Here is a 17,729-nt window from a genome sequence, read left to right as displayed (position 1 = left end):
CAGCGAGTACGGGGGTGCGAAAGGTACTTTGCGCGTTTACTGCTGTATTGCGCCTGTAAATGCCCGCGGACTATGGTGTGCGGATACCAGAACCACATGGCTTCTAGAGAATTCCCATGTTCGCGACCGCCTCTCCCACATACGATACAGAGCGTGCACAGGCGGCGGTGCGCTTGATCATCACGCCAATTGCCATCGGCTACACACTGGTGCTTTTCCAGCAATCCATAATCGGGGAAGCGCTGGCCTGGAAGATCTTCCCGCTTGAAGCGGTGTTCTGTGTCGCCGCCCTGACGCTCTGGTTCGATATCTGCCGCCGCCCCGGCAACCGACCGGTGCGACGAGTGCTGACCATGCTCATCGACTACTGCGCCATCACGCTGGCCATTGCCACGGGTGGCGCGCTCATGCTGCCGATCTATGCAGCGCTACTCTGGATAACCGTCGGCTATGGGTTGCGTTACAGATCGGGCTACCTGCTGCTGGCGACCATCATGGCGACACTCTCGCTGCTAATCATCGCTAGCACTTCGGCCTACTGGCAGTCGCAACCTTATCTGATCATCACCCTGCTGCTCACCACCCTGATGGTGCCGGCTTACATACACACTCTGCTCAAGCGCTCGCGCCTGGCAACCGAAGCCGAGCAGGCCGCCAACCTGGCCAAGTCGCAGTTCCTGGCGCAGGCCAGTCACGATCTGCGTCAGCCCATTCACTCCATCAGCCTGTTCACCGCCTGCCTGCGCGACAGCAGCCTGGACAGCGAGCAGAAGCGCCTGGTGGAGAACATCGACAAATCGCTGAACAGCGTTGCCCGCCTGTTCCGCTCGATTCTCGACATGTATTCGCTGGACAGCGGCAAGGTGGATCCGCAGATGGAAACCCTGCCGCTGCACACTCTGCTGCAGCAACTGATCCAGCAGAACACCGAGGCAGCCCGCTGGGCCGGAGTGGATATTCGCCTGCACTGCCCGCCTGTTTACGTACGCGCCGATCACGGGCTGCTGACCACCATGCTGCAGAACCTGCTCTCCAACGCCTTGAAGTACGCCCCTGGGCAACCCGTGCTGATCGGCTGCCGACGCAAAGGCACGGGCCTGTCCATCGAGCTGTACGACAAAGGCCGCGGTATCGCCGAAGCGCATCTCGACAATATCTTCGAAGAGTTCTACCGCGTGCGCCAGGCGCGCGACACCGATGTCGACGGAATGGGTCTGGGGCTGACCATCGTCAGGCGGCTAGGCACGCTGATGGGTCTGCGCATTCGCATTCGTTCCGTGGAGGGCCGGGGCACACTCGCAGCCATCGACGGCCTGCAGTCGGTAGCGGCACCGGTCGAACGCATCGCCACGGCACAGAGCAGCAACCAGGCACCGCGCATGCTGGATGGGCTGCGGGTGTGCCTGATCGAGGATGATCAAAACGTGCTACTGGCCACCGCCACCCTGCTGACGAAGTGGGGCTGTGACGTCGCCAGCTTCACCTCGCTACCCAGCGTGTCGACGGACTTCGATCTGGTAGTCACCGACTTCGACCTCGGCCGGGAAGCCTCCGGAGCCGACTGCATCAACCATGTGCGTGCAATCAGCGGCCGCAACGTGCCTGCCATCATCATGACCGGCCACGACGTGCGCCGCGTCCAGGAACAGTTGGCTGACGAGAACATTCCAATCCTGTCCAAGCCCGTGCAGCCCGCCGAGCTGCGCTCGCTGCTGGTGGCGCTCAAACTCGGATCGCAAGCAGCCTGACGGTTAGCGCAACCCAGCCTGCGCCGCCTTCGCGGCTGCAGCTGCACGGCTGCTGACATCCAACGTACGCAGCAGCGAAGAGACATGAATACGCACGGTAAAGGGAGAGATGTCCAGCTCGCGGGCGATTTCCTTGTTCGACAGGCCGCGAACCAGTAACCGCAGCACGTCCTGCTGGCGCGGCGTCAGTTGCTCGAGCAGCTGCCTGCCCTCGGTAAAGGCCGGCACCCCGGCCGGGCCCAGGCTGAGGACGAAATCCCCCGCACGCACCGCCAGCAGCCCGGCGGCAATTTCGTCGGGCGGCGTCGCCTTGCCGATAAAGCCATCGGCACCAGCCACCATCACCTCGTCGATCAGCTCGCGGTTGTCGACCATCGACACGATCACGATGGAGCTGCGCTGAAACCGCTGGCGCAACCCGCCAATGGCCTGCGGTGATTGCCCCGGGAACAGCAAATCGAGCATGAACAGACTGGGCGGCGCACCGGCACTGGCCAGGGCGAGCACCTCGTCCATGTCACCTGCCTCGAGAATGCAGGCATGGGGAAAGACGCGCTGCGCGATGCGGCTCAGGCCTTCGCGGAAAACCGGATGATCATCGGCCACGATAATGCGGTCTTGCTGGAGTTGTTCAATCATAAGGACGTTTTCATCATGGGCTCAGACTAAGGTCATATCCATGGGGGCGCTAGCACCTGGTTCTCAGTCTGGGCCGATGCGGCCGGCTCATCGCTCAGGTGCAGACGCCGATCAAACGACATAGACCCTCAGCCACTACGAAAGATCCTGACCTACGTGGCGGATTCGGCCTGGAATTGCAGACATGAAAAAGCCGCGCAATGCGCGGCTTTGGAGATGGTGGGCCCAGACGGACTCGAACCGTGGGCCAAAGGATTATGAGTTGCCTAGAAACGCTGCGAACCTAGTGAAGCTGTGAGTAGCTTGGCGTAGGTACAGTTAGCTGGAAGTAGGGTGGTTACTAGCTTTGAGCATAGCTCAACGAAGTTAAGAGAAGCTGCTCACTGTACCGCTGATGTACTGTTCCTGTATCGAAATGCCCTACCCCCCCTTGAAAAACCTAGCGGTTCAGCTACCCCTAGCGTGGTCGGCCATGTACCGAATCGAGTAGCAACAAAAAACCGTTACAGGTCACCATTTTGGGTGCATCTATCCATTAAAATCGAAATTTTATGACGAGGCTATTGCGCACCAGCCACGAATCGAACTAGCGTCTACATGGTTGCTGGCAACTAGCCATCGAGGGTGATCGCTTCGAGTTTACCCCCCCATTTATTTATTAGGCTCAGGAGGACTGCGTGGTTTGGTACCTCATGGATGAAGGAGAGACTTTGGACGCTAAATCCGCTAGTAGTTCTCTAATAAAATTCATCGTCGATTCGGATTTTCGGCTGACCTTGGAGGCATCTCCATGGGCGATTGTTGTTTTTTTATTGATATTACTTATTTTCTTCGTTGCGAAAGGCTTTCCTTCTACTTCAAAAGTTCGAGACTTTGAAATTGATGAGGCTGAATTTGGTATCGGAGATCAGAAGATTAAGCTTCGGCCTAATCTAGTTGACAAGCAAATTGCCTATAAAATCTGGGTTGAGCTAAGTACCCGAAAGATTGGGTTGCCTATAGATTTGAATGATGACGTTATTTTCGAAGTTTATGACTCGTGGTTCAGTTTTTTTTCTGTCACTAGAGAGTTAATAAAAGATGTTCCCGTTTCAAAGTTTCAAAGAAAAGAAACTGAGAAGATCATCCGGCTATCAATAGATGTACTAAACCATGGATTGCGTCCTCATCTTACACGATGGCAGGCGCGTTATCGTAGGTGGTACGAGCGAGAGCTAGATACATCGTCTAATCATGATCTAGAGCCTCAGGCGCTTCAAAAGAAATACCCGAAATTCGATGAGCTGTCGCATGATCTACTGGCAGTAAATGCACGGCTTATTGGTTACAGAAACAAAATGTACCAAGTTATATCCACCATGGATAAGACCTGAGTATAGAAAGGGTTTTATTAGCTATCACCGCAAGGGAGAGCAATGTATCAAAGAAGAGCCCCTTGATCTTATAGGTGTAGGATGCGCGAATAGTATTGACGAGAGGAATCGTGAGATGAGAATTAGAGGCAATAGCTCGGGAGGTTTATTTAATCGTTTGATCGTTATGTATGGGCCGTTACCTTGTTATTTTCTGCTGAATATCTAGATTTTGCTGCTTCAAAATCGAATGGGTCGCCATGTAAAATATTGCGATGGAAGTTATCTAGAAGGAAAGTAACAATTGGCTTAGCTTGGTTCAAGCTAAATTTTCTATGCCCTCGCGAATTTCGATAACCAATCCCTTCAAGTATCCCGGCAGGAATTATCACGGCTGCGACGCCAAAGTAATAAAAATGGTTAGACACAAGCACTCTGTTGGTTTTTGTGTCGTTCGATATGTTGTGGGGGTTGGGGGAGCCGTCTTGGTAGCTATGGTGAGAATTCAACTGTTGCCAGCTTCCGTTGTATTGATGGTAAATGTTGTCTCCGACAATGATCTTTTTACTACCATTACGTAGCGGTTTCTTATCTCGATATAGCGGGTCGGTCCAATACTCGTCGAATGTAACTGATTTAGAAATTTCCATAGCGAATATGCATTTTCCGGTCGCATTCAGTCTTGTTCCACCCATCCCTATGACCCAGTCTCCCACATTGGCGACTCGTCTTATGTCAGGTTTGCATGTGGCAAGAGTACACATGTTATGAAATGGGTTAGGCGCAAATCCAAAATCACGATCTACAACATATATATACACATTAGGCATATTCAGCACTCAGAATTAGCGGAAGCGTTTACAGATGAGCGAATAGATCCGTCTGGATTTTGAAACGTGTTTTCTCCCTTATCGACTGCTTCTTGGATGCTGTTTGCGTTCCAGCCAACAATTGCAGAAGCATATTTTTCAAGGTTCTCAGGTATGTCTGAGTCTTTTCCTCCTTGTTCATATACTCCTACAATTCTCTTTCCTTGAGCGTGTGCCTGCTGAATTTCCCAATTAACCCAGGGGCGCTGATGTGTCTGCTGGCCAATTAGAACAACTACTGTAGAGGCCCAGGAAATTTTCATACGAAGCAACCGCGCGATTGTTGCCTCTTTGATCATCCCCTTGTCGAGTCGCTCTTGGTTTGCTGGTTTAGCCCTAATCGAACTATTTCGTACGTCCCACCCTTTTGACCCGAGTAGGCGAGTAAAATTGTCGACGAGAGCGTCATCGCGATGGTGGTGGCTGATAAATAAATGTCTCCGGCTCTCAGATTTACTCAACTCAGTACCCCTAGCGATGAAGTCCAAAATTCATATTGTAGTTGTTAATTTCCTAGATTCAATTTTGACTGAGCGGGGAATGCGCTCGCTGCAGTTTCAACTTCCACTGCAGCACCCTGTAGATCCGCTTCAATCTTCGAATTTATATTCCACTTGGGAGGATACCAAGGTCTGTCCAGAGGCCCAGTTGGAGAAAACTTTTGCTTAATACGAGTGCGTCCAGAAATGCCAGCAACTTCAGGGTGGGCGACCCGCGCATACTTGTCAACTTCACAGAAGATATTTTGGCAGTCAATCAGTTGAAGTCTACGGCCCCATAAGGATTGGAATTTTATGCCTAGGCGGTCGAACTCTTGCTCCTGATTTTCCGCCATCAAACGTATTAGCTGAGTTTCGTTGAGGTTCGCTTTATCTGCGAAGCATTTTCTGAGGCCGTCGAGTGCACCAGGGCCAGGCACGACGAAATCCATCTCAGAGAAGTCGGTAATCTCGCTGTAATTAATGTCGGTGACAAATTGGTATGCCAAAAAATTTCCAATTGACGGATAGCTTTTGAGTAGCTCGAATGCACCCTGCATTTTTTTTAGTTGTGACAGTTGGCCTGCGAGGTCATCGGTCATCATGCGCTCTAGCAGGCGTAAATGATTTTGATGTTTGGCGGGATATCCAAAGACAGAGCCGCTTGGAGGCATTATATAGGCTGCAGAGTAAATTCTTCCTCCGGCATTCATTGCCTGGCTTAGCACTTTGTCGTAGTGGTCGAAATTATAGTTTTTATAAGTGATCTCGCCAAATGTATGCTCAAGTAAATTCCATGTTTCAATTTTATTGAAAAGTTTAAAAAGTAGGATTCGAAAAAGAACCTCGGCTGGAGATCCAGGAAGATCTTTGCGATAAATAACATGTTTTATTAAGAACTGACTAACGCGATCCGACGCTCGATATGCGTTTGTAAATTTATGAATGGCAATTACAGGGTCAACTGTCCACGGAGCAGGTTGCCCCTCCAACCTTTGGCGGAATACATTCTGGCGTTCTGCGGCGAACCGCCAGTAGCTATCGAACACAGGTGTTACCTTGATCGGAAGCAAATGCGATGGGCTGACAGGTATGTGAAGCTGGCCCTTTGGGCCAGCTTCACAAAATAGACGCTTTTTCGGGATTTCAGCCTTCACACTTTTTTCTCTACAGTGGGCGCATGCGCCAGGCTAGTTATCATAAAGCTGGCACAGAGTCGAATAATGGCCAATCACGTTGAGTAGTTCAACGGCTAATTGCCATTGGTGTTATTGACCTAGCTGCTGCTGGGTAAATTCTGCGGTGCTTAATTAGGATGCTCGCTGCTATAAGGCCTGATCCGGTACCACAGATAGGCAAATGATGAAGCCTTTCAGGGGTGGGCGCCTAAAATTGGGATACCTGGAGACGGGCTTTGGCTTACAGATGTGCTCTGCTGTGAGCAAGTACCTAAGTGGTGTCAGTGTGTGCTTTTCTATATTAACTCTCACTCTGCGGGGGAGGAGCCTTTAAAAGCCAGATGTAATATAATGAAAATTAATAGCGTAGGTATTATCTGTACAGGATTTTCATTTTTTGTCTCTTCCTGCCTTCACCCAGGCAACTGCAAGAACAATCCCGTACACAGCAAAAATTGCTGCCAGCCACTTCAAAAAGGTTTCAACTACAAAACCGAATTGGTGGATTTTAACTCCCACGTTTATTATATCTCTGTCGCAGTTCTTAGGGGCTTCTTGATAGGGTGGCACAGTGTCTTTAACAGCATCGATTTGCATTAAGCATGGATATACGTCCTCCTGAGTGGGGAGGTTATTAACAGCGAGCATCGCCATAAATGCTCCGGACAAAAGAATCGCAACTATTCCTATGCGCTGCCAGAGACCAAGCTTTATATATATGTGTATGTGCATATGCATGCTTATCCGTTATTTTTTACTGCCTAGCGCTTCCAATTCCCTTTCAGAGTTCTGTTCGGGATGCGACGGTTGTTGCACAGCAAAATAGTTTGTGTCAGTGAAATCATTTATGGCTTTGAATATTATGTCTCGCATGCCAAAGCCTAAAATAGTAATGAATATAGCGAAAATGATAGTCGAATATCTTGTTATTATTTTGCTCTCAAGGGTTAGTATTTCTTTTTTTAGTGCGTCAAGCTCGCTTTTAAGTTTCACAGGGGAGAAGACCTCACCCGACATGTTTGAAATGAGCTTGCTATCTAAAGATTTGGGGGGGAGTCTGTTAATGTCTTTTTGTACTTATCGCTAGATACACGATCAAGATTCGCAAACCATATCAGAGCAAAGGGATCGCCCTTCTCTAAGGTAATATCTAGCGGGCCTGCATTATAGACTGAAAATGTGAGTCTGCCACTCCATCCTGGGTCTACATGGAAACCGGAAACGTTTATCAGGCCTTTGAATTTATATGTTGCCTTGAATGAGATTAAGGCGAGTGCGTCATCGGGTACAGAAATTATTTCATTAGTAAGCAGGAAGGCAAACTGCCCTTTAGGTATAACGAACTGAGATTTCTCATCAGTGAGCTTCTTTTTTACGCCAGTGTCTTTGCTGTTATCGGGGTCGCTGGGTGTAATATAGACTTCGTCTCCTACAGTAAGTGAAACGGCAGCACAGTCAACGTTGATGTTGTCTATGCTGCCGTCTTCGTTTTTCACTATGTTTATCAGCTCTTCTTTGAGCTTGTCGCCGCTCCAAAACATTTCAATATCCTGTTTCGTAATTACCTAGTCGGTTGAAAAAGATGTTTTTCTTCTCGACTGCAACTAATCGTTCGGAGAGCAATGCTTCCAGCTCTTCGTTTGTCATGGAGTAAAGTGCCACAAGGAAGATCTTGAAGAGCTTACCTAGACTCTCAATAAATGCTTGCCTAAATGGGAAGGGCTCTAGGTGATCTAGTGACTCTGCCGCCTTACACATCATGCCGGCTTGTATCGTGATTTCTCTGGAAAAATCGCAAAGCCCATTGCTTGAGGCTTTGGTGTACTCGGTTTTAATTAGGTAGTTTGCGAGGCTCTTAATGTCGGAGAAGTCTCTTTCTTGCTCGCTTAATGAGATGTCGTAGATTCTTGAGTTGAAGATGTTTGCTGAAGAAAACAAAATTATCAAGCAATCAACTATTACGCGTTTAAATTCGGCGTTGTTTTTTTCATAAGCAGCAACCGTAAGTTTTGCGCTGTATTTTGCCAAGTGCAAAACCATGTGTGTAACACGCTGCTGAACAGTTAGAAGCCAGATGTCTTTATGATACTTTTCGTCATGCTGCAGCTGCTTCCACTGAAGCTCTTCAAGTTGACTGAAAAGTGACATGATCGCCCCCGAACGCTAATGGTCTTGTAGCTCCCCGCTAGGAGCTATTTTTCGGGCATTAGTATACATCCACTTTGGAGGCTTTGAACCTCGACCTAACGAAGATTTGGCACCTTCAGTGCGCCTAGTCACGACACTAAATCTGCGCGCGCGATGTGCACAGCGTTTGAGTCGCCCTGTCGGTGCCCGCGATTTGGCCTCCGTGCACGACGCGATGCCATTGAGCAGGGCTGATGGACAGGGTGGTTTTCCGTTACTGGGCTGTAGGCGTTGCTGTGATGGCTTCTAGACGCTGAAAATGAGCTCTTGCCATGCCGACTGCCGGCGTGTGGCGAATTACACGGCACAGGCCAAATCGCGGTGTGTGAGCAGAGCGCCGATAGCATTGTCGATGTTGCAATAACCGGGAACTACCCACGTTTGATAGCTGGCTCCAGCACCTCAAAGGCTCTGCAACCTCCTGCACTTGGGAAACATCGAGCAGCCCCAAAACTGCTGCCCTGCTTTAGCCCCCGACTTCACGGTACGAACCAGCAGCGCACTGCCGCATTTCGGGCACTGCCGCTCAGCAATCGGATCACCACGGCGCTTGAGGTTTTGCACATGCTCGCGGTGGGTGGCGAGCGTCGGCGCGCGGCGGCCGGTTTGCAGGGCGTGCAGCATGGCGTCGACTTCAGCCTCGCTGAATAGCGGCTGCTGGAATGACTTGATATAGCGGATAAAGCCGATGCCCTGGGTGACGTTGGCCGGCACTTCGGTTTTGAAGGTGCTGCCGCCGACAAAGGTGATCACCGAGTGCAGGTGCTCGGGGTTTACGCCAAGGGTGGCTTTGAGGTGTTTGTAGTTCTGCCGCAGCGGGTTCTGGAATTTGAAGGTGCGTTTGTAGAGCTTCTGCGTCCACTGCGCCTGCTTCTCGCTGCCGAAGATCCAGCCGCTCATGTTCTTCGTTTCCAGCACGAAGATGCCGTAGACCGACAGAAATACGTGGTCGATCTGCGTGGTGCCGTCAGGCGTATTCTGGGTGACGTTATGCAAGCGGCGGTATGTGTGCTCATCCAACTGCCGGTGAGCGAAGAAGCGCACAAGTAGCTCGCCGATATGACCCTTGGCCCATGGCGACTTGAGCAGCGCGATCAGAAATACAGCTGGGATAAACCAGACCAGCATGCCCAATACCTGGGCTATGACAGGGGTGAAGTCCATTTCTCGACCTTTCGGAGAATCCTTCTTTAGCCGGATAGTACCGAAATTTAGCGTAGTGGCACGATAATATTAAAGGCTAGCTGTATCAGCCCGTGACTATCTGATAGCGAGTGCTACGGCCGCCGCCAGGCAGGCGGACAATGCAGCCCTTATCAAGTAAATAGCTCAAGTGACGTGTTGCCGTGGCTTTGGAAACATTGGTAACGGCCTGGTATTGGGCGGCGCTGATACCGTCCTCAAAGCCGCGCTCGCCATCCTTAGAAGGCGGTTAAGGAGCGCCAAGTGCGTGGCGAAATAATCCTTCACACCAAGACCAAGTCGAGCAACAAGCGCTCGGTGCCGATCACAGTGGAACTGAAAAGGCGCATCAACGCCGCATTGCCCTTCAAGCCCTGCTACTCCGTCTATCGGGATGTGGGTGAGGAGCCCGGCCTAGAGCTTCCAGTCGGAGAGCTTACTCACGTTCTGCGTCATACCTTCACCAGCCATTGCATGGCAAACGGCGGCGACACCCTGCCCCTACAGCACGTACTAGGCCATGCCACCCAGGCAATGACTCAGAGGTACGCCCACTTCAGTCATGACCACCTCATGGATGTGGTCAATCTGATCCCTCTCTCGCGCAGGTGTGGACAGTTTGTGGTCAATCGAGGGGCTGAGAAGGCTTTGAAGCGGGTGCTCAAGACACCCGAGAATGGAAAAAGCCGCGCAGTGCGCGGCTTTGGAGATGGTGGGCCCACACGGACTCGAACCGTGAACCAAAGGATTATGAGTCCTCTGCTCTAACCAACTGAGCTATAGGCCCTCAGAGGCCGGCGGATTATACCGATGCACCTGGCCGAGCGCCAATCCGATGCGCTGTGTGCCTGGAAACATCGCCATGACACTGTGCAGCGTCTCCAATCCCGAGAAAAATACCGAGATGACTGCAGGAGCGTGCTCCGCGCCCCTGAAGAAATACGATGTGTCTAAGCGCAGCCTGAGGGTCACTTTTTGAGTCGAATAGATTCATTATTCGGCTCACTAATCGAGCCGAATAGGGTGGCTAATCGGCTCACAGACGAGTAATGCCATGAATGACACCTTCTGATGCCAGGGAGATTTCCTTGGCACAGCCGCCATCGTGCCAAGGCCTAGCGACGGTCGTAGTACCCGCTATACAAGCCGTGCACTGCGCGGCTTTCGTGTTTTTATACACTCGATAAATCCGCTTCTACTGCGCATTGATGTCCACGGACATCTTCACACCTCGCAGGCTCGAACATCTCTCGACATGGCGCGTTTGATCCATGCGCTAAAGGGTTTGCGCCCAGCAGAAGGCGCCACGAAGCAGCCTGATCGTTCATAATCCCGTTACAGCCCTCTATCATTGGCAAGCTAGCGTATTCATCCAGCGCCCTTGCGCTGCCAATGGTGAAGGCCGATACACGCTCAACACCGCCTCAGCCAGGTCTGCAAATTTGATGAGTCAGACATCCAAAATCGGTCACCTCAGGCGCCTGGTCGCGATCATGACTGGCGTTGTGAGCATGGCCTTTCTGCTACTCACCTATCTGCAGGTGGAGTGGGATAAACGCGAGGCGCTGAGGAATAATGTCGACGATATGCAGAATTTGTCGACGGCACTGACCAGGCAGGCCGAGTCGACGATCCGCGATGCGCATACGGTGCTGATCGGCATCGAACGCAAGCTGAAGATTGCCGGTTATGGCCCTGAAAACCTGCAAGAGGTCCTAGAGGTATCACGGGCCCAACTGGGGGTGCTGCGCGATGTTCAAGGGTTCACCGTGGTCGGCCCGGATGGTCGGGCGCTGATCACCACGATTCCCGACCCCAATACGACCTATAGCGCCGCCGACCGGGATTACTTCGCCCTGCATCGCGAGAACAGGAACTACGGTCTGTTTATCGGCGCGCCCATTCAGAGCCGCATGACCGGCGAATGGGTGATTTCACTGTCGCTGCGCCTCAATGATGCCAACGGCGAGTTCCGCGGCGTGGTGCTGGCGACGCTGCTGATCGAGCGCTTCGTCGACTTCTACCAGACCATCGACTTGGGTAGCGAGGGCGTCATCGGCCTGGTCAAGCGCGATGGCACCATCCTCGCCAGGTCGCAGCTGTCCACCGAGAGTTATGCGGTCAACGTATCGAAAAGCCCAGTGCTGCGCATGATCAACGACGATGGCGTGACACGCGGCAACATGGTGCTGACGGCGATGCTCGATGGCGTGAGGCGTATCTATGGCTTCGACTCCAGCGCCGAATACCCGATTGTGGTGGCTGCGGCGGTGTCCGAAGAACAGGCGCTGCAGGCCTGGCGACACCGTGCACAGCAGACCTGGGGCTTGAGCGGCATCGTGCTGTTGCTGTTCGTGTCGATGGCCTGTTTGATCTGGCGTGCGCTCGGGCGCCAGGGCGAGATGGAAGCCAGCCTGAAGGGTATGCACCGTGATCTGGCAGAAGCCAATCACGCGCTGGAGATCATCGCGGGTGAAGATGCCCTTACCGGCCTGGCCACGCGACGTCGACTGGATGAAGCATTGCAGGCGGCCTTCAGTTCTGCGGCGACCCAGGGTCAGTCGCTGTCCTTCGTGCTGGTCGATGTGGACTACTTCAAACGCTTCAACGATCAGTACGGCCACCCGGCTGGCGACGAGGCGCTCAAGCAGGTGGCCGCAGTGCTCAAGCGCCATGCCAAGCGCAGTGCGGATACCACTGCGCGCTATGGTGGTGAGGAAATGGCGTTGATTCTCCCCGGCGCGGAAAGCTCGTCAGCCTTGGCTGTGGCCGAGCGGATTCGCGCGGATGTCGAGGCTTTGGCGATAGCCAACGAGGGTTCGCCCTACACCAACCTGACCTTGAGCGTCGGCGTCGCGTCCTGCGTGCCAGGGCGGGATATGCCGACGCCTGCGGCGCTGGTCGCCGCTGCGGATGTCGCCCTGTACGCCGCCAAAGGAGCCGGCCGCAACCGCGTGATGCTCGGCCAGAACCCCACCTGATGCATTCACCGAAGAGCCATTCCCATGGCTCCCGCGGCAGTGCCCAGCTTTTTGCTGGTCAACGACTACAAAAACGCTAATTTCGCTATCCCCTGCCTCTGAACACAATGGCCTCAATGCACGAGCGGCTTGCGCGAAGTGCCCCAAGGCCAGCCTTGGCCGAAAGGCGCACGGCCTCCTTCAGAGGGACATAGAGATGACTGTCGAGAAAATCGAAATAGACACCCTGGTGGTTGGCGCAGGCCAGGCCGGTGTGGCGATGAGCGAGCACCTGACCAAGCTGGGCGTGCCGCACCTGGTGCTGGAACGCAACCGCATCGCCGAGCGCTGGCGCACCATGCGCTGGGATTCGCTGGTGGCCAACGGGCCGGCCTGGCATGACCGCTTTCCCGGCCTGGAATTCGACCTCGACGATGACGCCTTTCCCGCCAAGGAGCAGGTAGCCGCCTACTTCGAAGCCTATGCGCGCACCTTTAACGCGCCGATTCGCACCGGCGTGGAAGTGAAGAAGGTACGCCGCAATGCCAACCGTCCCGGCTTCACCATCGAAACCTCGGAGGGCGTGATCGAGGCCAACCGTGTGGTCGCCGCTACCGGGCCGTTCCAGCGCCCGGTGATCCCGGCCATCGCGCCGAAGGACGAGCGCCTGACGCAGATCCACTCTGCTGAATACCGCAACCCGCAGCAGTTGCCAGCCGGTGCGGTGCTGGTAATTGGCGCGGGCTCCTCGGGCACGCAGATCGCCGATGAGCTGATGCAGGCAGGCCGCCAGGTGTACTTGTCGGTCGGTGCCCATGATCGCCCGCCACGCAGCTATCGCGACCGGGACTTCTGCTGGTGGCTGGGCGTGCTCGGCGAGTGGGATCAGGAAACCCCGAAGGCCGGCCGCGAGCACGTGACCATCGCCGTCAGCGGCGCCGGTGGCGGCAAGACCATCGACTTCCGCCGCCTGGCCCATGAGGGCATGACGCTGGTCGGCCTGACCCGCTCGTTCGATAACGGCGTAGTGCAGTTTGCCGACGATCTGGTCGACAACGTCCGCCGTGGCGACGAGAACTACCTGGCGCTGCTCGATGCCGCGGATGCCTACATCGCCCGCAACGGCCTGGATCTGCCCGAAGAGCCGGAAGCGCGGCGCATCCCCGCCGACCCAGCGTGCATGACCGAGCCGCTGCGCGAGCTGGATCTGATCGAGGCCGGCGTGACGTCGATCATCTGGGCCACCGGCTTCGCCACCGACTTCAGCTGGCTGGAGGTCGATACCTTCGACGCCAACGGCAAGCCACAGCATCAGCGCGGCGTGTCTCGCGAGCCGGGCATCTATTTCCTCGGCCTGCCGTGGCTGTCGCGCCGGGGCTCGTCGTTCATCTGGGGCGTGTGGCACGACGCCAAGCACGTCGCCGACCACATCGCCACGCAACGCAAATACACCGCCTATCGCGATGCCGAGCAGCGCCAGGCAGACGCCCCCATCACCCGCCTGCAGGGAGTCAAATGATGCCCACTCATACCCGCATCCGCATGTTCAACACCAAGGACACCTACCCCAACCAGTCCCTGGACAATGACCTCTGCCAGGCCGTGCGCGCCGGCAACACGGTGTACGTACGCGGCCAGGTCGGCACCGACTTCGACGGCAACCTGGTCGGTCTTGGCGACCCGCAGGCGCAGACCGAACAGGCGATGAAGAACCTCAAGCAACTGCTGGAAGAAGCCGGCAGCGACCTCTCGCACATCGTCAAGACCACCACTTACCTGATCGACCCGCGCTACCGTGAACCGGTGTACAAGGAAGTCGGCAAATGGTTGAAGGGCGTGTTCCCGATCTCCACCGGGCTGGTGGTGTCGGCTCTTGGCCAGCCGCAGTGGCTGATGGAGATCGACGTGATCGCCGTGATCCCGGACGACTGGCAAGCCAAATAAGGAGGCACGCATGACCTTTTCCATCGTCGGGCGCTGCCCGGAAACCGGTCAACTGGGCATAGCCATCAGCTCGTCGAGCATCGCCGTGGGCGCACGCTGCCCCTGGCTGCGCGCCGGCGTGGGGGCGGTGGCCACCCAGAACGTCACCCTGCCCGCCCTCGGCCCGCAGATTCTCGACCTGCTGGAGCAGCAAGCGCTGGCACCGGACGACGCCCTGCAGCGCGCGCTGAGCGCCAATGGCTGGAGCCAGTATCGCCAGGTGACGGTGATCGACAGCCACGGCCGCACCGCGCTATTCAGCGGCAAGGAAGCGCTGGGGCTGTACAACGCAGTGGCCGGTGAGCAGTGCGTGGCGGCGGGTAATCTGCTGTCGGGCGAAGCGGTGATCCAGGCCATGGTCGAGGCATTCGAGAATGCCAGCGGGCAACTGGCCGACCGCCTGCTCGCGGCCATGCACGGTGCGATGGCCGCCGGCGGCGAAGCCGGCCCGGTGCATTCGGCTGCGCTCAAGGTGGTGGGCGACCTGGTCTGGCCGATCATCGACCTGCGGGTCGACTGGGCGGACGACGACCCTATCGGCCAACTAGATGGTTTGTGGCAGGCCTACCGCCCGCAGATGCAGGATTACCTGACCCGCGCCCTCGACCCCACGGCCGCGCCAAGTTATGGAGTGCCGGGCGATGAATGAGCCCAGCAGCCGCGCCCTGCTCGAGCGGCTGATCGGCTTCGCCACGGTCAGCCGTGATTCCAATCTGCAGTTGATCGAATTCATACGCGATTACCTGGCAGGGTTCGGCGTCGACAGCGAGCTGTTCCACAACGCCGAAGGCACCAAGGCCAATCTGTTCGCCACCATCGGCCCGCGGGATCGCGGCGGTGTGGTGCTGTCCGGCCACACCGACGTGGTGCCGGTGGATGGCCAGGCCTGGACCCTCGACCCGTTCCAGCTGACGGAGCGGGACGGGCGTCTATACGGCCGCGGTGCAGCGGACATGAAAGGCTTCATCGCCTGCGTACTGGCAGCGGTGCCAGGTTTTCTGCAACGCCCGCTACAGGTGCCGGTGCACCTGGCCTTTTCCTACGACGAGGAAGTCGGCTGCCTCGGCGTGCGCTCCATGCTCGCCGAGCTGGAAAAGCGCCCGCACAAACCGACCCTGTGCCTTATCGGCGAGCCAACCGAACTCAAGCCCGTGCTCGGCCACAAGGGCAAGCTGGCAATGCGCTGTGAAGTGCACGGCGCAGCCTGCCATTCGGCGTACGCGCCCTACGGCGTGAATGCCATCGAGTACGCGGCGCGGCTGATCGGCCACCTGGGCGATATCGGCGCGCGCCTGGCACAGCCCGAGCACCACGATGCGCGCTTCGACCCGCCCTTCTCCACCGTGCAGACCGGCCTGATCAAAGGCGGCCGCGCGCTGAACATCGTACCGGCGGAATGCGAGTTCGATTTCGAAGTGCGCGCATTGCCAGGCTTCGACGCACAGAGCGTGGCGGATGAATTGCAGTCTTATGCCGCCCAGCAGTTGCTGCCAAAGATGCAGGCGGTGAGCGCCGCTAGCGACATCCGCCTGCACGCGCTGAGCGCCTACCCCGGCCTCGCCACACCGCCCGACAGCGAGGCCGCTCGCCTGCTGACGAGGATCTGCGGATCGAGTGATTTCGGCACCGTGGCCTTCGGCACCGAAGGCGGCCTGTTCGACGGCGCCGGCATCCCCACCGTGGTCTGCGGCCCGGGCAGCATGGATCAGGGCCACAAGCCTGACGAGTTCGTCAGCGTGGAACAGCTCCGGGGTTGTGATGCGATGCTTTCGAGGCTGGTGGATTACCTGCGCGAGCCGGTTTGAGATTCGGTTGTTTGGTGGGCTGAAGCGTCACCCAACGGGTTAGCAGCTTTGTGCATACCCCACATGAAGCACCAACGTTACGTGGCGTAGGGTGGGCCGGGCGGCGATCCGCTTCAGCCCACCAAAAAACGCGAGCCACCCAAAAAATCCAACTACGCAACGGTGGGCTAAAGCACCACCCTACGAGTTAGCGGTTTTCCGCACGCTCGCCACAAACAACCTACGAGCTCAACTCGCCCAATCGTTCGCGGCAGAAGTCGACGAACAATTGCGCCGGTTTGGTGAGCTGGCCGCGTTTCAGGCGTGCCGCCACCAGGCCGGAGGTGGCGACGGGTTCGGTGATGTCCACGGTGACCACGCGCTTGCCGTCGTAGGTGCATTCCGAGTGCGGCTTGGTGACCAGCAGCGAGAAGCCGAAGCCCTGGCCTACCATGCCGCGCACCATCTCGATCGACGGTGAGCTGAAGACGATATTGGGGGTCAGCCCCAGCTCGTGGAACAGGCTCACGAAATAGGTACGGCTGGGTTGCACGTCGAGCAGGATCATCGGCTCCAGGCACAGATCGCGCAGCGACACCTGGGCCTGGCCGGCGAAACGGTGGTGCTCGGGCAACAGCACATAGGGCTTCTGCGGCGGCATCAACGGCTCAGTGGCAATGGTGCCGTCGAGGTCGTGCTCATAGAGAAAGGCCAGGTCGAAGGAGCCGGCGGTCAGGCCCTGCACCAGTTCCTGCTGCTCGCCATCGCGGATGCGGATGTCCACCCCCGGATAGCGTTCGCGAAAACCGGCGATCAGCTGTGGCAGGTAGAGCGGCGCCACGGTTTCGAAACAACCGATATCGATCTGCCCGGCGACGATATCGTTGTCGGCCAGGGCGTTCTGCTCGAATTCGCGGGCCATGCGCAGCAGTTGCTGGGCCTTCTCGTAGAAGCGCGCGCCGCTGGGCGTCAGCGATACACCCTGGGCGTGGTGGCGGATGAACAGCTGCACGCCGAAGCTTTCTTCCAGCCCCTTGATCGCCGTGGAGATGGACGGCTGGGCGATGTACAGCTGCCGCGAGGCCTCGGCCACGCTGCCAGCTTCCACCGTGGTGACGAAGTACTTGAGTTGCCGGAGGGTGTAGGAAGCCACGTGTTGATCTCAACGCCATTACTCCCTGCACCTTACTCCAGTAATGCGCGACTACGGGGCCGCCGCTTGCAAAGTTTTTTCGTATGTCTCGAGCATATTTTTACTAATTTTCCTTCTCGCCAGACTGACGCACCATGGCCCTCACTCGAACAACCCACGGGTCGCCACGACGACCTGAGCGAATTGCCGTTCACGCTCCCCCAACCGAGCGGACG

The 17,729-nt window shown here is 56.0% G+C and carries 16 protein-coding genes, 1 tRNA gene and 2 pseudogenes; 8 read left to right on the top strand and 11 right to left on the bottom strand.

Annotation, left to right across the window (positions count from 1 at the left end; genetic code table 11):
• Window positions 1-116 precede the first annotated feature (116 nt).
• Window positions 117-1,748 carry a hybrid sensor histidine kinase/response regulator gene (locus ACZ0AI_RS21475; RefSeq protein ID WP_463563603.1) on the top strand — a complete coding sequence of 544 codons (1,632 nt, stop codon included), beginning with the start codon at window positions 117-119 and terminating at the stop codon, window positions 1,746-1,748.
• A 3-nt stretch (window positions 1,749-1,751) separates the two neighbouring features.
• Here the strand turns inward: ACZ0AI_RS21475 and ACZ0AI_RS21470 are convergent, their stop codons facing one another.
• The gene (locus ACZ0AI_RS21470) at window positions 1,752-2,387 is read right to left on the bottom strand and encodes a LuxR C-terminal-related transcriptional regulator (protein WP_463563602.1); all 636 of its coding nucleotides are present in this window, start codon (window positions 2,385-2,387) and stop codon (window positions 1,752-1,754) included.
• 677 nt (window positions 2,388-3,064) lie between these two features.
• Here ACZ0AI_RS21470 and ACZ0AI_RS21465 point away from each other — a divergent pair.
• Window positions 3,065-3,760, top strand: coding sequence for a hypothetical protein (locus ACZ0AI_RS21465; protein WP_463563601.1), 696 nt, complete (start codon window positions 3,065-3,067; stop codon window positions 3,758-3,760).
• Window positions 3,761-3,924: 164 nt separating this feature from the next.
• Here the strand turns inward: ACZ0AI_RS21465 and ACZ0AI_RS21460 are convergent, their stop codons facing one another.
• From ACZ0AI_RS21460 to ACZ0AI_RS21425, 8 genes and pseudogenes are all read right to left on the bottom strand, one after another.
• Entirely contained in the window at window positions 3,925-4,569 is a 645-nt protein-coding gene (locus ACZ0AI_RS21460) for an Nmad2 family putative nucleotide modification protein (protein ID WP_463563600.1), read from the bottom strand.
• Between the two features lie 2 nt (window positions 4,570-4,571).
• Window positions 4,572-5,069, bottom strand: a complete 498-nt coding sequence (locus ACZ0AI_RS21455; protein WP_463563599.1) for a TIR domain-containing protein — start codon at window positions 5,067-5,069, stop codon at window positions 4,572-4,574.
• Between the two features lie 44 nt (window positions 5,070-5,113).
• Complete coding sequence (locus tag ACZ0AI_RS21450; RefSeq protein WP_463563598.1) at window positions 5,114-6,244, bottom strand: nucleotide kinase domain-containing protein; 1,131 nt, start codon at window positions 6,242-6,244, stop codon at window positions 5,114-5,116.
• A gap of 411 nt (window positions 6,245-6,655) precedes the next feature.
• Window positions 6,656-7,003 carry a hypothetical protein gene (locus ACZ0AI_RS21445; protein ID WP_463563597.1) on the bottom strand — a complete coding sequence of 116 codons (348 nt, stop codon included), beginning with the start codon at window positions 7,001-7,003 and terminating at the stop codon, window positions 6,656-6,658.
• A 299-nt stretch (window positions 7,004-7,302) separates the two neighbouring features.
• The gene (locus ACZ0AI_RS21440; RefSeq protein ID WP_463570081.1) at window positions 7,303-7,806 is read right to left on the bottom strand and encodes a dCTP deaminase domain-containing protein; all 504 of its coding nucleotides are present in this window, start codon (window positions 7,804-7,806) and stop codon (window positions 7,303-7,305) included.
• A gap of 1 nt (window position 7,807) precedes the next feature.
• Complete coding sequence (locus tag ACZ0AI_RS21435) at window positions 7,808-8,413, bottom strand: hypothetical protein (protein ID WP_463563596.1); 606 nt, start codon at window positions 8,411-8,413, stop codon at window positions 7,808-7,810.
• Between the two features lie 441 nt (window positions 8,414-8,854).
• Entirely contained in the window at window positions 8,855-9,616 is a 762-nt protein-coding gene (locus ACZ0AI_RS21430) for a nuclease-related domain-containing protein (RefSeq protein WP_463563595.1), read from the bottom strand.
• An 85-nt stretch (window positions 9,617-9,701) separates the two neighbouring features.
• Window positions 9,702-9,892: pseudogene (locus tag ACZ0AI_RS21425) on the bottom strand (DUF4172 domain-containing protein); the annotation flags it as partial.
• A 6-nt stretch (window positions 9,893-9,898) separates the two neighbouring features.
• Here ACZ0AI_RS21425 and ACZ0AI_RS21420 point away from each other — a divergent pair.
• Window positions 9,899-10,183: pseudogene (locus ACZ0AI_RS21420) on the top strand (tyrosine-type recombinase/integrase); the annotation flags it as partial.
• A gap of 161 nt (window positions 10,184-10,344) precedes the next feature.
• Here the strand turns inward: ACZ0AI_RS21420 and ACZ0AI_RS21415 are convergent.
• A tRNA-Ile gene (locus ACZ0AI_RS21415) sits at window positions 10,345-10,421 on the bottom strand.
• A 658-nt stretch (window positions 10,422-11,079) separates the two neighbouring features.
• Between ACZ0AI_RS21415 and ACZ0AI_RS21410 the strand changes: the two genes are divergently transcribed.
• The 5 genes from ACZ0AI_RS21410 (at window position 11,080) to argE (ending at window position 16,382) form a co-directional block, all read left to right on the top strand.
• A complete protein-coding gene (locus ACZ0AI_RS21410; RefSeq protein WP_463563594.1) occupies window positions 11,080-12,615 on the top strand; it encodes a sensor domain-containing diguanylate cyclase in 1,536 nt (511 codons plus the stop codon).
• Between the two features lie 196 nt (window positions 12,616-12,811).
• Complete coding sequence (locus ACZ0AI_RS21405; protein WP_463563593.1) at window positions 12,812-14,113, top strand: flavin-containing monooxygenase; 1,302 nt, start codon at window positions 12,812-12,814, stop codon at window positions 14,111-14,113.
• Window positions 14,113-14,538 carry a RidA family protein gene (locus tag ACZ0AI_RS21400; RefSeq protein WP_042554711.1) on the top strand — a complete coding sequence of 142 codons (426 nt, stop codon included), beginning with the start codon at window positions 14,113-14,115 and terminating at the stop codon, window positions 14,536-14,538. The genes ACZ0AI_RS21405 and ACZ0AI_RS21400 overlap by 1 nt, the downstream gene beginning before the upstream one ends.
• A 10-nt stretch (window positions 14,539-14,548) precedes the next feature.
• On the top strand, window positions 14,549-15,226 hold the full coding sequence (locus ACZ0AI_RS21395) for a DUF1028 domain-containing protein (protein WP_463563592.1): 678 nt from the start codon (window positions 14,549-14,551) through the stop codon (window positions 15,224-15,226).
• Complete coding sequence (argE, locus tag ACZ0AI_RS21390; protein WP_463563591.1) at window positions 15,219-16,382, top strand: acetylornithine deacetylase; 1,164 nt, start codon at window positions 15,219-15,221, stop codon at window positions 16,380-16,382. The genes ACZ0AI_RS21395 and argE overlap by 8 nt, the downstream gene beginning before the upstream one ends.
• Window positions 16,383-16,602: 220 nt before the next feature.
• On the opposite strand, the gene ACZ0AI_RS21385 is transcribed toward argE, so the two are convergent.
• Entirely contained in the window at window positions 16,603-17,514 is a 912-nt protein-coding gene (locus tag ACZ0AI_RS21385; protein WP_463563590.1) for a LysR family transcriptional regulator, read from the bottom strand.
• Between the last annotated feature and the right edge of the window lie 215 nt (window positions 17,515-17,729).

The sequence above is a fragment of the Pseudomonas sp. AC355 genome (assembly GCF_979258205.1).
Note: the sequence above shows the minus strand (reverse complement) of the source record. Positions and strands in the feature narration are given on the sequence as shown.